This is a genomic window from Herbidospora yilanensis (genome assembly GCF_001570565.1).
GTDB lineage: Bacteria > Actinomycetota > Actinomycetes > Streptosporangiales > Streptosporangiaceae > Herbidospora > Herbidospora yilanensis.
On sequence record NZ_BBXE01000033.1, the window covers coordinates 115,254 to 130,962 of the forward strand.

Sequence of the window (15,709 nt, forward strand, 5' to 3'; positions counted from 1 at the left end):
GAGGAGACGCCGTGCATCCACGAATACGCCTGAGCCTGATCGTCGCCACCATCGTGGCGACGATCACGGCCGGGCTGGCCGTCATCGCGCCCGCGATGGCCGCCGACGCCCTCATCTCCCAGAACCGGCCGGCCACCGCCTCGTCGAACGAGGGCGATGGCTACGCCGCCGGCGCCGCGTTCGACGGCAACACCGGCACCCGCTGGGCCAGCGCCTTCAGCGACCCCCAGTGGATCCAGGTCGACCTGGGCGGCAACGCCACGATCTCCCAGGTGGTCCTCCAGTGGGAGGGCGCCTACGGGAAGTCGTTCACGATCCAGACCTCCGCCAACGCGGGCGGCCCGTACACGGACGTCTACACCACCACGACCGGCACCGGCGGCACGCAGACGCTGAACGTCACCGGTTCGGGGCGCTACGTCCGCCTCTACGGCACCCAGCGCGGCACCGGCTACGGCTACTCGTTGTGGGAGTTCAAGATCTACGGCACGGGCGGCTCCGGCCAGCAGCCGGTCCCGAGCCCGACGTTCACCGACCCGGTCACCCACCGCGAGTTCCAGGCCAACTGCTCGCTCACCCAGCACCGCCCGGACGACCCCATCGTCTACCCCAACCTGCCGGGCGCCTCCCACATGCACACCTTCGTCGGCAACACCACGACGAACGCCGCCAGCACCTCGGCGTCGCTGCTCAACGGCTCGACGTCGTGCACCAACCCGCACGACAAGTCGGCCTACTGGTTCCCGAGCTTCTACAAGGGCGACCAGCTCATCGCGCCGATCGGCAACCAGGTCATCTACTACAAGTCCGGCATCCACGAATACTGGCGCGTGGTGCCCTTCCCGCAGGGGCTGCGCTTCGTCGTCGGCAGCCCGACCGCCACGCTCGCCGAGTTCCGCGACTCCCCCGGCCGGGTCGAGGGCTTCGAGTGCGGAGACATCTCCTTCCAGTGGGACATCCCGGCCAACTGCCCGGCCGGCAGCCAGGTCAACGTCCGCTACCAGGCCCCGAGCTGCTGGGACGGCGTGAACCTCGACAGCGCCAACCACAAGAGCCACATGGCCTACCCGGTCGGCGGCTACTGCCCCTCGTCCCACCCGGTGGCGGTGCCGATGCTGGAATTCAAGATCGCCTTCCCGGCGAGCGGAGACCTGTCGAACGCCAGGTTGTCGAGTGGCCGCGGCTACTCGTGGCACTACGACTTCTTCAACGCCTGGGACGACCCGGCGATCCTGGCCGCGCTGGTCCGCCACTGCATCAACGGCGGGCTCCAGTGCAACCCGCGCGGCTACGACCTCTACAAACCGCATCGAGGCGCGGCACTGACGGAGAACTTCGAACTTCCGTGACGCGCCGCTGAAGAGCTCCCGGCTCGGCGCGGCCGGGAGCCCGTGAAAGATTCACCGGCCAAGAGCCCTTTTCCGGTACGGCTGCCGCCACCCCTTTGGCGATCCACGGCGAGACCGTTGAATAGCCGGAATGCGGGAGGTTTTCGTCGGCCGCCAGGCCGAGCTGACCTGGCTGGCCACCACCAGGGCACACGTGGTGGGCATCGACGGCGAACCGGGCATCGGCAAGACGGCGCTGGCCCGCCGCTTCACCGCGAGCCAGGACCGGCCGGTCTTCTGGGCCGCCGCCGACGAACACGAACCGGAACTGGCCTGGGAGGGCCCAGAACCGGTGTTCCGCGACTGCGTCGTGGTGCTCGACGACGCCCACTGGGCCGACCGCGACCAGCTCGGCGCGCTGCGCCTGGCGATCCGGCGCCGCCCCGACGTCTTCGTGGTGGTCGTCGGCGACCTCGGCGCCCTGGGCGACGGCTGGCGCCGCCTCATGACCGAACGGGTCACCCTGTCGGGCCTGAGCGCCGGGGACCTGATCCGGCTGGCCGCCCTGTGCGGGCATCCGGAACTGTCGGCCGCCGGGGCGGCCCGCCTGCACGAGCACACCGGCGGCCATCCCCTGCACGCCCGCCACCTGCTCGACGAACTCGACCCGCACACCCTCGCCTACGGCTCCGGCCCGCTGCCCGCGCCCCGCTCGGTCGTGACGGCCGTGCGGGACCGCCTGAAACGATGCCCGCCCGAGGTCAGGGCCCTGCTGGAGGCCGGTTCCGTGCAGGGGCGGCGCTGGACCGCCGACTCCGACGCGGCGGTGGCGACGGGCCTGGTGCGGCGGACCGGCAAGGGGCTGGAGTTCACCAGCGCGCTGGTCCGCAGCGTGCTCTACCACGACATCCCCGAAGCCCGCCGGCGTGCCCTGCACGCCCGGCACGACTCGCTCCGGCACCGGATCGCCGCCGCCGGCGGGGCGCCGGACGAGGTGCTGGCGGCCGAGATCGCCCGGGAGGCGATCCGGCTGCAGCGCGACTCCCGCACCCAGGAGGCGGCGGTCCTGCTGGCCCAGTCGCTCCCGCTGACCGGCGACCGGGACCTCCGGCTGGCCGCGCTGGAGGCCATGCTCGTGGCCGGCGACCTGGCCCGCACCCTGCCGTTCCGCGGCTGGCTGGCCGCCGACCGGAGCAGGCGCGGCCGTTATGTGTACGGCTACCAGACGCTCCTGATGGGCCAGGTGGCCGAGGCCCGATCGCTCCTGCTGCGCGCGCTGGACCTCGACGAGGAGGGGCCGGCCGACCTCGACGCCCGGATCGCGAGCCAGCTCGCCGTCATCGGCGTCGTCACCGTCTCGGACCACGACATGATCACCTTCGGCGCGCGGGCGGTGGCGGGCGCGCGGGAACCCTGGGTGGCGGCCTTCGCCTGGTTCGCGCGGGCGCTCGGCCTGGCCGTCGCCGGACGCGGCGAGGAGGCGCTGGAGCCGCTGGCCTCCGCCGACAGCCCCGGCGCGCCCGCCGGGCTCGACGGCCTGGTGGCCCGCGGCATCATCCGCCTGTGGCGCGGCGACCTCGACGGCTCCTGCGCCGACCTGCGGCTGGCCGTCCACCGCGCCGCCGAGGGCGAACCGCTGCGGGTCGGGCAGGCGCTCGGCTTCCTCGGCGAGGCGCTCTACCGGCGCGGCGAGCTGGCCGAGGCGGTGCTGCACACCGAGCTCGCCGTCGCCGACGCCCAGGACAACGAGCGTGTCTGGGACTACGCCATGCTGCACGCCCAGGCCGCCTACCCGCTGGCCGCGATGGGCGAATGGGCCCGCGCGGGCGCCCACGCCGAGGAGTCGGCCCGCTGGGCCCGCGCCACCGGCGTGCCCGCCGCCCGCGTCTACGCCGCCGCGGCGGCCATCGCCGTCGCGCGGGCCCGCGACGACCCGTCGTGGGCGCTGGCCGCCTCGACCGACCTGGCCGGGATCTATCCGGCCGGCGAACCGGGCACCCACCTGCTCGGCGCGGTCCGGGAGGAGGCCCTCGCCCAGTTGGGCCGGGCGGGCGATCTCGGGGACCCCCCGGATCTCCCCGACGGCCTGGGCGCCTCGCGGGCCCGGGGGCTGATCGCGATGGCGCGTGGCGAGCACGAGCGGGCGCTGGCCTGTTTCGCCGAGGCCCGCCGCCACGCCGCGCCCTTCCCGCTGGAGCGCGCGTTCGTCGACCTCCTCACGGGCCGCTGCCACCTGCTCCGGGGCCGGACGAAGGCGGGCGAGCGGGCGTTGCGGGCGGCGTACCGGGAGTTCGAGCGGATCGGCGCGCGCGCCTACCAGGACCTGGCGCGCGCCGCCGCCCGCGACGCGGGCCTGGTGGTCGACGGAGCCGCCCGTCCCTTCGACGACCTCACCCCCGCCGAACGCGCCGTCGCCGGGCTGGCCTGCGACGGCCTGACCAACCGGGAGATCGCCGACCGGCTCGTGGTCAGCGTGAAGACGGTCGAGTTCCATCTGGGGCACGTGTTCCGGCGGCTCGACATCACCTCGCGGCGGGAGCTGCGCGAACTGGGGTCGGCGGCCGGAATTCCCGGGGTCGCACCCTGAAGCCTCCGGCCGCCGGCCGCGCCTACCCTCGCGCCATGCTGCTGCGCAAAGCGCTCATCCTGACCCTGACCACGGCGCTGGTCATGGCGCCCGCGACGGCCGACGCCCACCCCAGGCCGACCAACGGCTTCGCCAAGTGGGGCCCGTGGAACCAGAAGCTCCCCCGCGACGTGCCGCTGGCCCCGAACTCGCAGGCCATCGTGAACAACATCAAGCTCGACAAGGAACAGAACTACGGAAGCTGGGCGATCAACACCGACGAGTACTCGGCTCCGATCTACACCGTCGGCAGGCACACCCCCCGCAGGCAGTGGCGCTTCTCCGACTGCCTCGGCCTGCCCCACCTCGCCCCGGTCATCGCCGACTCGCTGCGGTCGGTGCCCACCCCCGGCGACCTGATCGTCTCGAAGGGCACCGACGCCTCCGTGGCGATCTACCAGCCCTCCACCGACACCTACTGGGACTTCTGGCGCGCCGAGAAGGACGCCCTGGGGAACTGGTCGGCCTGTTGGGGCGGCAAGATCGAGGACTACTCGCGCAACCCCGGCGTCTTCGACGACCCGCTCGGCGCGACCGCCACGGGCCTGCCGTTCGGCGCGTTCACGATCCGCGTCGAGGAGCTCCGGCGCGGCTACATCGACCACGCGCTGAACATCGTGACGGTCCGGACCCGGGCGAACTGCCACAGCTGGCCCGCCACCCGCGACGACGGCTTCGTCGAGGGCGACGACATCCCGTGCGAGGGCCAGCGCTTCCGCCTCGACCCGGCGTTCGACGTCTCGACCCTCACCTCCCCCGCCGCCCGGACCATCGCCCGCGCGATGCAGGAATACGGCCTGATCATGACCGACAAGGGCGGCGCGCTGGTGACGTACGCGGAGGACCCCCGCCCCCACATGGCGCGCAACGGCGGCGTGGACCCCTACTTCGGGCTGTTCGACCCCGACCACCTCGTCGAGCCCGACGGCCCGGAGAAGTACTTCGTGTTGTCGGAGATCCCGGTCGACCGCCTCCAGGCGCTGCCCATGGACTACGGCAAGGGCCGCAGCCGGTGGTAGGAGGGTTCGTCGCCGGTGGTGACGCGTTCGCCGCCGGCCTCGATCCAGGCGTGGAAGGTGTACGGGTCGGGCAGCACGCCGAAGCACCAGTCGGCCCGGCGTCCCCGGCATCCCGCCCACAACACGGTGGCCAGGGAGATCTGGAGGCACGCCGCCCGGCCGGGGAACCAGCCGGCGGCCCGGCCGACGTCGGCGACCATCCGGCGCGCGGTCGCCGGATCGAGGGCCCGCCGGTTCCGGCCCGCGCCCAGGGCGAGCCGGTGGGCGACCCTGAACGGGAACAGCAGCAGCACCGCCGCGGCCACCGCCAGGAAGAGGGCCGCCCGGAAACCCGGGCGGCCCGGCGGCCCGGCCGCCATCGGCACGTCGACCGGCTGCGCCCGGCCCAGGCCCTCCGCCGGATGCCCGGGCGCGGCCACCGGCACCAGGCCGACCTGGTGGAGGTCGTCGAGCAGGGCGTCGACGTCGGCGCGCAGCCGGTCGCCGGGCACGGCCGGATAACGGGAGGCCAGCGCGCTGACCGCGTCGTCACGGGTGCCGCCCGAGCTCAGCACGCTCCAGGTCACCATGCCGGGCCGGTTGAGCACATGGCACTCGCCCGTGCGGACGTCGACGAGGACGAGGCCGCGCTCGTGGTCGGCCAGTTGGTAGATCATCCGCGCAGCCACACCTCCAGGGCCACGAGCCGCCCGAGCGCGCTCAGCGGGACCGGCGCCCCGGCGTTCAACCGGCTCAGCGTGACCGTGACGGCGGCCGGGTCGAGCACGCCGAGGTCGGCCAGACGTGAGTCGCCCAGCAGGCCGGCGATCCGCCGCCGGGCCACGCGGGCGCCCGCGTACTCCTCGGCCTGGTAGGCGCCCTTGGTCCGGCGGGTCAGCACCGGCTCGGGAACCAGGCCTGTCAGCGCGTCGGCCAGCAGCGGCTTGGCCCTCGACGGGTCGGGGACCGGCGCCGGGACGTCGAGGACCGCGCCGACGACCGCGTCGTCCAGGTAGGGGGCGTGCACCGCCACCCCGAGGTGGTCGCCGAGGGTGCGGAGGAACCGCTGCGCGGCGGCGGCCGAGCGGAGGGCCGCCAGGGTCGCGTGCCGGGCCGGCGTCAGGCCCGCCGGGAGCCGCCGGGCGGTGGCCGGGTCGCCGGCGAGGTCGGACAGATCCTTCCTGATCCCCGAAGTCAGCCATCCGGCCGCCTGGCCCGGCACGCTCCACCAGCCGACGGCGTCGGCCGGTCCCGGGGCCTCGTCGGCCGGGGCGCGGGTCAGCGAGCGGGCCAGCACGCGGAGCGCCCGGCCGTGGGAGGTCGTGGCGAGCCGGGCCGCCCGCACCGCCAGGTCGAGCGCCGACGCCTGCCGCAATCGGCTCAACCGGGCGCTGTGGCTCGCCCACCTCCGCAGCTCACCCTGCCTGACCAGGGTGGCCAGGTAAGAGGGCGGCGGCTGGAACAACGCGTCGGCGCCTTCGCCGGTGAGGTGGACGGCACTTCCCGCTCCTCTCCGGCGGGCCCAGTCGAGCCGCAGCGCCGCCCGCCGACGCGCCAGGATTCCGGGCGCCGGCCAGTCGAGCCCCGCCGAAGTGCGATGGGCCGGGAAACCGGGCGCGGGGGGCAGGTCGAACCCCGGCATCCAGGCCCTCCCATCGGGCATCATCGCCTCGTCGATCCCCTGGTAGGGCAGCGTCTCCTGGTCTCCGGTCACCACGCTCAGCCTGATGCGGTCGCTCAGGGCGGCCGCCCGCCGGGCCGCGGCGAGGTCGGCGGCGGGGAGCCGGTCGTGGTGGTAGACGACCGCGTCGACCGGTCCCCCGGCCGCGGCGAGGAAGGCGAGGGAGGTCGAGTCGATGCCCCCGCTGAAGTCGGCGCTCACCCCCGGTCCCCGCCGCCGGACGGCCTCGACCAGCGCCGCGCGCAGCGGGACCACGGGGCCGTGGTGCGTGTTCTCGTAGCGCCCGACGTCGGTGAAGAAGGAACGGCCCATTGTCAGCGCGAGCACATTCGGGCACACGATCTGAATGGCCGCGGAAAGCGGGTCGGGCACGCGGGAATGGAGCGCGGCCAGAAGGGTCGCGTGATGGGCGGTCAGGGTCTCGTGGCCGCGTACCGAGAAATGGAAGGGGAATTGACCCGCGCGGTCGGTGTGCAGCTCGACCCGGTCGGCGGTGACGATCACGCAGGAATAGGCGCCGGGCAACTCGCGGATCGGGGCGGTGCGCAGTTCCCGCTCGGTGGCCAGGACGTGGCCGAGGAAGACGGCCCGGCAGGAGCCTCGGTCGACGGCTCTGAACAGGCCGGACGGGGGCGATCCATAGACCCGCACCGCTTCGGCGGCGGGCCAGACCGGTCTTCCCGGCAGGTCGGTGCCCCCGTCGAGACGGCCGCCGACCGTCCTGATCAGAATTCCGAAATCACCAGTAATAGTCGGAATTCGCGTCGGCGTTTCCGCTGCTGGAGTTCCCGCCGAACAGTTCGGTGACCCGGCCGAGGCGGATGAGGGTGGGCGGCTCATAGTCGGGCTCCGGCGAAAGCGGTTCGGGCCCCTCTGCTGACATGAATGACCACCTGTGCCTGTGAAGTGGGATAGGGAAGAGACCAGAGTGACTCTACCGAGAGTCAGTGGAGATGGCCGATGAGCCCGAGAATCAGCGCCCCGTGGGCGGCGGCGTCCGGCTGGGCGAACCGCAGTTCCATGTGCCGGGTCCACGCCGAGCGGCGGAGTTCCTGCTCGCACTCGGCGGCGACCAGCCGCAGGCCCGGGGCGAGCGGGCCGCCCAGCACCACCGCCCGGGTCTCCAGGGTCACCGCGCTCTCGCGCAGGGCGCGGGCCAGCCTCTTCGCGGCGGCGACCAGGGCCCAGCGGCAGTCGGGGTCACCGCCCCGGGCACGGTCGATGAGGGCGCCGATCGAGGTGGGCGGCTCCTCCCCTCGGGCCCGGATGGTCACGTACACCCCCTCCAGCACCGCCGGAACGCTGATGTAACGTTCCAAACATCCCCTTTCGCCACACCAGCAGTCGAGCCCCACGGGGTCGACCGAGTGGTGCCCGACGCTCCCCGCCCGGCCGAGCGCGCCGCGCACCATGCGCGGCCCCACGACCAGCCCGCCGAGCACGTGCTCGGCGATCTCGACGTAGAGCAGGGTCTCGTACGGATGGTGGTAGGTCTGCTCGTCGAGCGCGCCCAGCCGGGCGTCGGCGTCGACGACCACCCTGACCTCGCCGAACCGCGCCGAGAGGCGGCGGTGCAGGTCGGGCGCGGCGAACCAGGGCGAGGGGGGCGAGGGCGACAGGTCGCGCGGGTCGACCGGCCAGGGCACGGCCAGCCCGATCGTCGCGACGTCGCCCCGGCCGCGCCCGATCGACCCGGCGAGGTCGGCCACGGCGCCGGCCGCGGCGTCGATCCAGGCCCCGCCGTCACGCAGCCCGTGCCCGAGCGAGACGAGCCGCACCCGCTCACGCGGCCAGTGGGGCAACCGCGCGGCCACGGTGACGTGGCGGGTGCCGACCTGCACGCCGACGGCGACCCCGGTCACCGGCCGCAACGCGACGGCCTCCTTCTTGCCTCCGTGGGCGATGTCGTCGTCGAGCAGCCGCTGCACCGCCGTGCTGACCGACGCGATCGACAGGCCGGTGCGCCTGGCGAGCTCGGTGCGCATGCCGGAACGGCACATCAGCGCCCTGATGACCTGGAGAACGCTGTCGCTCCTGGTCTCCGGGTCGAGTAGGTCACGTGTCTCGTGCACGGGCACCCCGCCGCCGAATTCGAATTACGAGTCGTGCCGCCTCGATCGTGACACAGCGATTTCACCCCGAAAAGCGATCACACAGTGACATGTCGCCACATCACGGCCCACCCGGGGAGAGACGGGGCCGAATGGGAGGTACGCCCCTCGGCCGGCCACCCCGGTCTGCGCCTGATCCGCGGCGCTCGCTTGGTTTCGTATTGGTTTCAACTCTTGACCATCCAGGTAAAACGGGTGTAATCACAGATAAAACAACACACCCAAGGATGAAACCAACATCATGTACGCCGAGGAGCGACAGCAGGAGATCCTGCGCCGGGCCCGCGCCGCCGGGCGGGTCGACGTGGTGACCCTGGCCGAGGAGTTCGCCGTCACCACCGAGACCGTGCGCCGCGACCTGACCGCCCTCGAGAAGGCCGGGGTGCTGCGGCGGGTCCACGGCGGGGCCATCCCCGTCGAACGACTCGGCTTCGAGCCCGCGCTCGCGGCGCGCGACGAGGTCATGACGTCCGAGAAGGAGCGCATCGCCAAGGCCGCCCTCGGCGAACTGCCCCAGGACGGCGCGATCATCATCGACGCCGGGTCGACGACGCGGCGGCTGGCCCAGGAACTGCCCGCCGACCGCGAGCTGACGGTCATCGTGAACTCCCCGCCGCTGGCCACGATCCTGGCCGCGCGGGCCAACCTGAACGTCATCATGCTCGGCGGCCGGGTGCGCGGCCGCACCCTCGCCACCGTCGACGACTGGGCGCTGCGCCCACTGGCCGGCATCCACGTCGACGTGGCGTTCATGGGCACCAACGGCATCTCCGTGGCCAAGGGCCTGACCACCCCCGACCCGGCCGAGGCCGCCATCAAGCGCGCGATGATCGCCTCCGCCCAGCGCAGCGTCCTGCTGGCCGACCACACCAAGTTCAGCGACACCTTCCTGGCCCGCTTCGCGACCCTGTCGGAGATCGACGTCGTCATCACCGACACCACCCTCGACCCCCAGGTGGCCGCCGACCTGGCCCTCCACGGCCCGGAGGTGGTCCGCGCATGACCCCCGACCCGCCCGGCCCGGCCCCGCACCACCCGAATGGTCCGCGCATGACTTCCACCCCGCCCGGCCTGGCCCCGCACGGCCCGAACGGTCCGCGCATGACTCCTGCGCGGATCCCCGGCCCGCCCGGCCCGGCCACGCACGGCCCGAACGGTCCCCGTATGACTCCTGCGCGGACCCCCGACCCGCTCGGCCTGGCGCCGCACGGACCCGAGGTGACGCGCGCATGATCCTCACGCTGACCCTCAACCCCAGTCTCGACCGCACCGTCGACATCCCGTCGCTGGCGCGGGGCGAGGTCATCCGGGCCGCCGCCGCCCATCTCGACCCCGGCGGCAAGGGCGTCAACGTCTCCCGCGCGCTGCTCGCCAACCACGTGCGCTCGTGCGCCGTGGTGCCCTACGGCGGCGAGGAGGGGCGGCGGCTGATCGATCTGCTCGACGTCGAGGGCATCGACATGATCATGGTTCCGGTCGCCGGGACCACCCGGTCCAACATCACCCTCGCCGAACCCGACGGCACCGTCACCAAGATCAACGAGCCCGGGGCCACGCTCAGCGCGCGCGAGCTGGAGGAGATCGCCACCGCCGTCCTCGGCGCCGCGCACAGCGCGGACTGGGTGGTCGCCTCGGGCAGCCTGCCGCCCCAGGTCCCCTCCGACGTGTACGCCACCCTCTGCCGCCGCTTCCGCCAGGCCGGCATCAACGTGGCCGTCGACACCAGCGGCCCGGCCCTGCTGGCCGCGGTGCAGGCCGGGCCCCGGCTGGTCAAGCCCAACCGCGAGGAGCTCGCCGAGGCCACCGGCTCCCCCATCGACACGGTCGGCGACGCCATGGAGGCGGCCGCGAAACTGCGCGCGATGGGGGCGGAGACCGTACTGGCGAGCCTCGGACGTGACGGCGCCCTGCTCGTCGACGACGGAACCGTCTGGCACGGCGAGTGCGCGGCGGAGGAGCCGCGCAGCTCCGTCGGGGCCGGCGACGCGTTACTGGCCGGGTTCCTCGCCGCCGGGGCCCGGGGGAAGGCGGCCCTCGTCGAGGGGCTGGCCTGGGCGACGGCGGCGGTGCAGCTTCCGGGCAGCCGCATGCCGGGGCCCGGCGACATCAGACGTGACCGGGTGACCGTCAGCGAACCCGATCCGAACCGGCCGCTTTCGGGGGGCTGATCGCGGCCAGATCTCCTGTCTCCGGAGGCAGGCGGCCTCGGGCCGTCCGCGTCTCGCTCTCCCTTTCCACCCCCCGAGCTCCCCGGAAAGGAGCACACATGACCACCGACTACACCCCGCCCGTGGAGGGCACCGGGATAAAGGCCACGATCCAGAGGTTCGGCGGCTACCTGGCCGGGATGATCATGCCGAACATCGGCGCGTTCATCGCGTGGGGTCTCATCACCGCCCTGTTCATCCCGACCGGCTGGATCCCGAACGAGATGTTCGCGGGCCTGGTCGACCCGATGATCAAGGTGCTGCTGCCGGTACTGATCGGTTACACCGGCGGGCGTATGGTCCACGGCCAGCGCGGCGCCGTGGTCGGCGCGGTCGCCACGATGGGCGTCGTGGTCGGCGCCGAGGTGCCGATGTTCCTCGGCGCGATGATCATCGGCCCGCTGGCCGCGTTCCTGCTGAAGCTGTTCGACGACGCGGTCAAGGACCGCGTCAGGGCCGGCTTCGAGATGCTCGTCGACAACTTCTCGGCGGGCATCATCGGCGGCGCGGTCGCGCTGCTGGGCGTCTGGGGCATCGGCCCGGTCATCGAGGCCGTCACCAAGGTCGCCGGCGACGCCGCCAACTGGCTGGTCACCAACAACGTGCTGCCGCTGGCCTCGATCATCATCGAGCCCGCCAAGGTGCTGTTCCTGAACAACGCGATCAACCACGGCGTGCTGACCCCGCTCGGCGCCGCCGACGTCGCCGAGGCCGGCAAGTCGATCCTGTTCATGCTGGAGACCAACCCCGGCCCGGGTCTCGGCCTGCTGCTGGCGTACTTCTTCTTCGGCCCGCGCGCCCTGCGGCCGAGCGCCCCGGCGGCCATCGTCATCCACTTCTTCGGCGGCATCCACGAGATCTACTTCCCGTACGTGCTGATGAAGCCCCGCCTGATCCTGGCCATGATCGCCGGTGGCGCCTCCGGCATCCTGGTGTTCATCGCGACGGGTTCGGGCCTGGTGGCCTCCCCCGCCCCGGGAAGCATCTTCGCCTATCTGGCCGTTACCCCGGCGGGCGGCTACTTCGGCGTACTCGCGGGTGTCCTCGTCGCCACCGGCGTGACCTTCGTGGTCGCCTCGGCGCTGCTCGGCTTCGGCCGGGGCGAGAAGGAGGAGACGCCGGCCGAGGACTCCCAGCCCACCACCACTCCGCAGGAGGCGTGATCCCCATGGCCGGCATCGAGAGCGCGGCAGTCAAAAAGATCGTCATCGCCTGCGACGCGGGGATGGGCAGCAGCGTGATGCTGGCCTCCACGCTCCGCAAGCAGCTCAAGGGCAACGGCATCGAGGTCGTCCACTCACCGGTCGACCAGATCCCGGGCGACGCCGACGTCGTGGTCACCCACGCGGGCCTGGCCGCCCGCGCCCGCAAGTCGACGCCCGAGGGAGCGGTGCTGATCCCGTTCCAGGTGTTCATCGGCGACCCGGCGGTGACGAAGCTGGTGAACACCATCAAGAACGGCGGCGTGGTCGGTGGCTGACATCCCGCTCGACCCGCGCGCCATCAGGCTCGACTGCGTGGCGAAGGACCGCGACGACGCGATCCGCCAGTGTGGCGAGACGCTCGTGGCGGTCGGGGCGGCGGCGGAGCCGTACATCGCGGCGATGCTGGAACGTGAGCGCACGCTCTCCACCTACGTGGGGGAGGGCGTCGCGATCCCGCACGGCACGGTGAAGGCCAAGGAGGTCGTGCACCGCGACGCCGTCTGCGTGCTCCGGTTCCCCGGCGGCGTCGACTGGGACGGCGAACAGGTCAGCCTGTGCGTCGGCATCGCCGCCAAGGGCGACGGCCACGTCCGCCTGCTGGCCGAACTGGCCGAAATACTCATGGACCCCGACGCGGCCGAGGCTCTGCGCGAGACGGCCGACGAGGCGGAGGTCCTCCGACTCCTCTTGGAGGGAACAGAATGAAGGTCGCGCGTTTCCACGCGCCCGGCGACATCCGGGTCGAAGACGGCCCGGAGCCGGTGGCGGGTCCGGGCGAACTCCTGATCCGGGTACGCAACTGCTCCACCTGCGGCACCGACGCCAAGATCCTGAAGTTCGGCCACCACCACATCCGGCCCCCGCGCGTCATGGGCCACGAGATCGCCGGCGAGGTCGTGACCGGGACGGGCGCCTTCGAGCCCGGCGACCGGGTGCAGGTGATCGCGGCGATCCCGTGCGGGGAGTGCGGCGAGTGCGAGCGGGGCCGGATGACCGTCTGCCCGAACCAGGAGTCGATGGGCTACCACTACGACGGCGGCTTCGCCGAGTACATGGTCGTCCCCGCGAAGGTCCTCGCCGTCGACGGCGTCAACCGCATCCCCCCCGGGGTCGGCTTCGCCGAGGCGTCGGTCGCCGAGCCCCTCGCCTGCGTGCTGAACGGCCAGGAACTGGCCCGCGTCGGCCCCGGCGACGACGTGGTCGTGATCGGCTCGGGCCCGATCGGCTGCCTGCACGTCCGCCTGGCCCGCGCCCGCGGCGCCCGCCGGGTGATCCTGGCCGACCTGAACCCCGACCGGCTGGAGATGGCCGCCGTCCTGGTCAACCCCGACGCCGCCCTGCACGGCGACGACGTGACCGAGGCGGTGCTGAAGCTGACCGAGGGCCGCGGCGCCGACGTGGTCATCACGGCCGCGGCCTCCGGCGTGGCGCAGGAGCAGGCGCTCGGGATGGTCGCCCGCCAGGGCCGGATCAGCTTCTTCGGCGGCCTGCCGAAGGACGACCCGATCATCCGCCTCGACTCGAACCTCGTCCACTACCGCGAACTGACCATCGTCGGCGCGAACGGTTCGAGCCCCGCCCACAACAAGCAGGCCCTGGAACTCATCGCGACGGGCGCGGTGCCGGTCGCCGACCTGATCACCCACCGCCTGCCGCTCACCGACGTCCTGGAGGGCATCGACATCGTCATGCGCGGCGAGGCCATCAAAGTCACCGTGGAGCCGTGATGCCAGAGAGAACAGTGACCGTGGCCTCCTCGACGGGCCTGCACGCCCGCCCGGCCAAACTCTTCGTCCAGGCCGCGGCCGGGACGGGGGTCCCGGTGAAGATCCGGATCGGGGACGGGAAGGCGGTCCGGGCCGACAGCATGCTCGCGGTCCTGTCGCTGGGCGCGACCCACGGGACCGAGGTGACGCTGTCGGCGGAGGGAGAGGGCGCGGAGGCGGCCCTGACGACGTTGGCGGAACTGCTGGAGCGGGACCTCGACGCGGAATAGCACGACCGGGACGGCCGGGCACCCATTCGGGGGGCGCCCGGCCGTCTTCTGCATTGTCCCGCCGATCATGGCGAGGTTTCCCATAGGGCCGACATCGGCACCGCCCTCATCCCGTCGCCGAAGGGGAGCACGTCTCTGCCCGCGTACATCACGAACCCGGCGATGAATCGCTCGCCCGCCTTCCTGGAGAGACTGCGGAGCCCCTGGAAGTCCTCCGCCCGCACGGTCTCGGCCGCTTTGACCTCGATGCCGACGATCTCGCCGGACGCCCGTTCGAGGACGGCGTCGACTTCAACGCCGTCACGATCACGGTAGTGGTGGAGCCGGACCGGTTCTTCGCTCCAGGTGAGCTGGCGGGCCATTTCTCCGAGGACGAAGTTCTCCATGAGAGGGCCGATGGGCGCGGTGATGTCGGTGACCCTCGACGGCGTCAGACCGGCCAGGTGGGCGCCCAGTCCGGAGTCGACCACGAGCAGCTTCGGCGTGGCCACGGCCCTGGTGGTGGCGTTGGACGACCAGGCCGGGATACGCCGGACGAGATAGACCAGGTCGAGAAGGTCGACATAACGCTTGACGGTGCTCCGCGGGAGGCCCAGGTCGCGGCCGATGTTGTCGAGCACGAGCAGCCCGCCCATGCGGCCGCACAGGACGTTGAGCAGCCGGCGCATGTCCAGCGGCCGCTCGATGTCGGAGATCTGTTTCACGTCACGGTTGATGAGGTCGGAGACGTAGGACTCCAGGAACCTGGCCCGTCTGCGGTGGGTGGGGCGGTGGACGGCCTCCGGATAACCGCCGCGCAGGGCGCGGTCGAGATAGTCCATCCGGCGGAGTGAGGACGGCGGGAAGACGGTGTCGGCCCGCGAGCGGAAGACCGCGTCGACGAACCCGTCGGGGCGGCCGTCGATCTCTCCCTGGGAAAGCGGCCACAACTCGATGGTCTCCGACCTTCCGGGCAGCGCGTCGGGAAGGTCGTGCAGCCCCAACAGCCGGGCGGAACCCGTGAGAAGGTAACGGCCGGGACGCGGGTCGGCGTCGACCTCACGCTTGATCGACAGCAGGAGATCGGGCACCCGCTGGATCTCGTCGATGACCAGCAGCCCGTGATGATGGACGACCCCGTCGGGGTCCTGGCGCGCGGCGGCCCGGACGGCGGCCTGATCGAGGTAGATCGCCCGGGAGCCGGGGGTTCGCTGGGCGACCGAGAGGGCCAGGGTGCTCTTACCGACCTGCCGGGCGCCGTTGATCACCACGACCCGGGTGTCGGCGAGCGCCTCCCAGACCATCGCTTCGGTCCGCCGCGAATAGAGGGCGAGTTCATCCGTGTCCACTTGGCCGATGATATGGCCAAACGCCAATCTCATGGCGGATCTGCCGGTGGTTCAGTGGTCGATCTGCCGAGGGCGTCGTGGTCATTCTGCCGGTACAGTGATGGTGGATCTGCCGGAGCGACTGTGGCCGTCCTGCCGAACCGCCCACGGTGTGTCTGGCAGAACCTTCTGGTCAATCCCACGGTGGGCCGCGAGATCAAGGCTGCTATGGATGCATGCGCCGCACTGC

15 protein-coding genes are annotated in these 15,709 nt (G+C 72.4%); 10 read left to right on the forward strand and 5 right to left on the reverse strand.

Annotated elements, in window-relative coordinates; translation table 11 throughout:
- Window positions 1-11: 11 nt before the first annotated feature.
- The 3 genes from AW273_RS26435 (at window position 12) to AW273_RS39215 (ending at window position 4,973) form a co-directional block, all read left to right on the forward strand.
- Entirely contained in the window at window positions 12-1,349 is a 1,338-nt protein-coding gene (locus AW273_RS26435; RefSeq protein WP_198168372.1) for a DUF1996 domain-containing protein, read from the forward strand.
- Window positions 1,350-1,479: 130 nt separating this feature from the next.
- Complete coding sequence (locus AW273_RS39210) at window positions 1,480-3,915, forward strand: LuxR C-terminal-related transcriptional regulator (protein ID WP_062353554.1); 2,436 nt, start codon at window positions 1,480-1,482, stop codon at window positions 3,913-3,915.
- Window positions 3,916-3,950: 35 nt separating this feature from the next.
- Entirely contained in the window at window positions 3,951-4,973 is a 1,023-nt protein-coding gene (locus AW273_RS39215) for a hypothetical protein (protein ID WP_062353557.1), read from the forward strand.
- Here AW273_RS39215 and AW273_RS26450 read toward each other — a convergent pair.
- The 4 genes from AW273_RS26450 to AW273_RS26460 form a co-directional block, all read right to left on the reverse strand.
- On the reverse strand, window positions 4,946-5,629 hold the full coding sequence (locus tag AW273_RS26450) for a lasso peptide biosynthesis B2 protein (RefSeq protein ID WP_062353560.1): 684 nt from the start codon (window positions 5,627-5,629) through the stop codon (window positions 4,946-4,948). The genes AW273_RS39215 and AW273_RS26450 overlap by 28 nt on opposite strands.
- On the reverse strand, window positions 5,626-7,284 hold the full coding sequence (locus AW273_RS26455; RefSeq protein WP_062353564.1) for an asparagine synthase-related protein: 1,659 nt from the start codon (window positions 7,282-7,284) through the stop codon (window positions 5,626-5,628). The genes AW273_RS26450 and AW273_RS26455 overlap by 4 nt, the downstream gene beginning before the upstream one ends.
- Before the next feature lie 88 nt (window positions 7,285-7,372).
- Window positions 7,373-7,516 (reverse strand): lasso RiPP family leader peptide-containing protein, encoded by a 144-nt coding sequence (locus tag AW273_RS37490; RefSeq protein ID WP_157556166.1) that lies wholly within the window; start codon window positions 7,514-7,516, stop codon window positions 7,373-7,375.
- Window positions 7,517-7,577: 61 nt separating this feature from the next.
- Entirely contained in the window at window positions 7,578-8,705 is a 1,128-nt protein-coding gene (locus tag AW273_RS26460; protein ID WP_157556168.1) for an ROK family transcriptional regulator, read from the reverse strand.
- Window positions 8,706-8,985: 280 nt separating this feature from the next.
- On the opposite strand from AW273_RS26460, the gene AW273_RS26465 reads away from it, so the two are divergent.
- From AW273_RS26465 to AW273_RS26495, 7 genes are all read left to right on the forward strand, one after another.
- Window positions 8,986-9,747, forward strand: coding sequence for a DeoR/GlpR family DNA-binding transcription regulator (locus AW273_RS26465; protein WP_062353570.1), 762 nt, complete (start codon window positions 8,986-8,988; stop codon window positions 9,745-9,747).
- Window positions 9,748-9,973: 226 nt separating this feature from the next.
- Entirely contained in the window at window positions 9,974-10,912 is a 939-nt protein-coding gene (gene pfkB, locus AW273_RS26470; protein ID WP_062353572.1) for a 1-phosphofructokinase, read from the forward strand.
- Window positions 10,913-11,010: 98 nt separating this feature from the next.
- Window positions 11,011-12,114, forward strand: coding sequence for a mannitol-specific PTS transporter subunit IIC (gene mtlA, locus AW273_RS26475; RefSeq protein ID WP_062353574.1), 1,104 nt, complete (start codon window positions 11,011-11,013; stop codon window positions 12,112-12,114).
- Window positions 12,115-12,119: 5 nt separating this feature from the next.
- On the forward strand, window positions 12,120-12,431 hold the full coding sequence (locus AW273_RS26480; protein ID WP_062353576.1) for a PTS sugar transporter subunit IIBC family protein: 312 nt from the start codon (window positions 12,120-12,122) through the stop codon (window positions 12,429-12,431).
- Complete coding sequence (locus tag AW273_RS26485) at window positions 12,424-12,861, forward strand: PTS mannitol transporter subunit IIA (RefSeq protein ID WP_062353578.1); 438 nt, start codon at window positions 12,424-12,426, stop codon at window positions 12,859-12,861. Before AW273_RS26480 ends, AW273_RS26485 begins: the two co-directional genes overlap by 8 nt.
- Window positions 12,858-13,883 (forward strand): zinc-dependent dehydrogenase, encoded by a 1,026-nt coding sequence (locus AW273_RS26490; RefSeq protein ID WP_062353580.1) that lies wholly within the window; start codon window positions 12,858-12,860, stop codon window positions 13,881-13,883. Before AW273_RS26485 ends, AW273_RS26490 begins: the two co-directional genes overlap by 4 nt.
- Window positions 13,883-14,152, forward strand: a complete 270-nt coding sequence (locus tag AW273_RS26495; protein ID WP_062353583.1) for an HPr family phosphocarrier protein — start codon at window positions 13,883-13,885, stop codon at window positions 14,150-14,152. The genes AW273_RS26490 and AW273_RS26495 overlap by 1 nt, the downstream gene beginning before the upstream one ends.
- 65 nt (window positions 14,153-14,217) lie before the next feature.
- Here AW273_RS26495 and AW273_RS26500 read toward each other — a convergent pair whose 3' ends face one another.
- Window positions 14,218-15,480: an ATP-binding protein gene (locus AW273_RS26500; RefSeq protein WP_198168373.1), complete on the reverse strand. Its 1,263-nt coding sequence runs from the start codon at window positions 15,478-15,480 to the stop codon at window positions 14,218-14,220.
- Window positions 15,481-15,709: the final 229 nt, after the last annotated feature.

Coding starts and splice junctions, on each gene's coding strand:
- AW273_RS26480 (WP_062353576.1), top strand. CDS start 12,120: ATGGCCGGCATCGAGAGCGCGGCAGTCAAAAAGATCGTCATCGCCTGC.
- AW273_RS39215 (WP_062353557.1), top strand. CDS start 3,951: ATGCTGCTGCGCAAAGCGCTCATCCTGACCCTGACCACGGCGCTGGTC.
- AW273_RS26495 (WP_062353583.1), top strand. CDS start 13,883: ATGCCAGAGAGAACAGTGACCGTGGCCTCCTCGACGGGCCTGCACGCC.
- AW273_RS26450 (WP_062353560.1), bottom strand. CDS start 5,629: ATGATCTACCAACTGGCCGACCACGAGCGCGGCCTCGTCCTCGTCGAC.
- pfkB (WP_062353572.1), top strand. CDS start 9,974: ATGATCCTCACGCTGACCCTCAACCCCAGTCTCGACCGCACCGTCGAC.
- AW273_RS39210 (WP_062353554.1), top strand. CDS start 1,480: ATGCGGGAGGTTTTCGTCGGCCGCCAGGCCGAGCTGACCTGGCTGGCC.
- AW273_RS37490 (WP_157556166.1), bottom strand. CDS start 7,516: ATGTCAGCAGAGGGGCCCGAACCGCTTTCGCCGGAGCCCGACTATGAG.
- AW273_RS26490 (WP_062353580.1), top strand. CDS start 12,858: ATGAAGGTCGCGCGTTTCCACGCGCCCGGCGACATCCGGGTCGAAGAC.
- AW273_RS26465 (WP_062353570.1), top strand. CDS start 8,986: ATGTACGCCGAGGAGCGACAGCAGGAGATCCTGCGCCGGGCCCGCGCC.
- mtlA (WP_062353574.1), top strand. CDS start 11,011: ATGACCACCGACTACACCCCGCCCGTGGAGGGCACCGGGATAAAGGCC.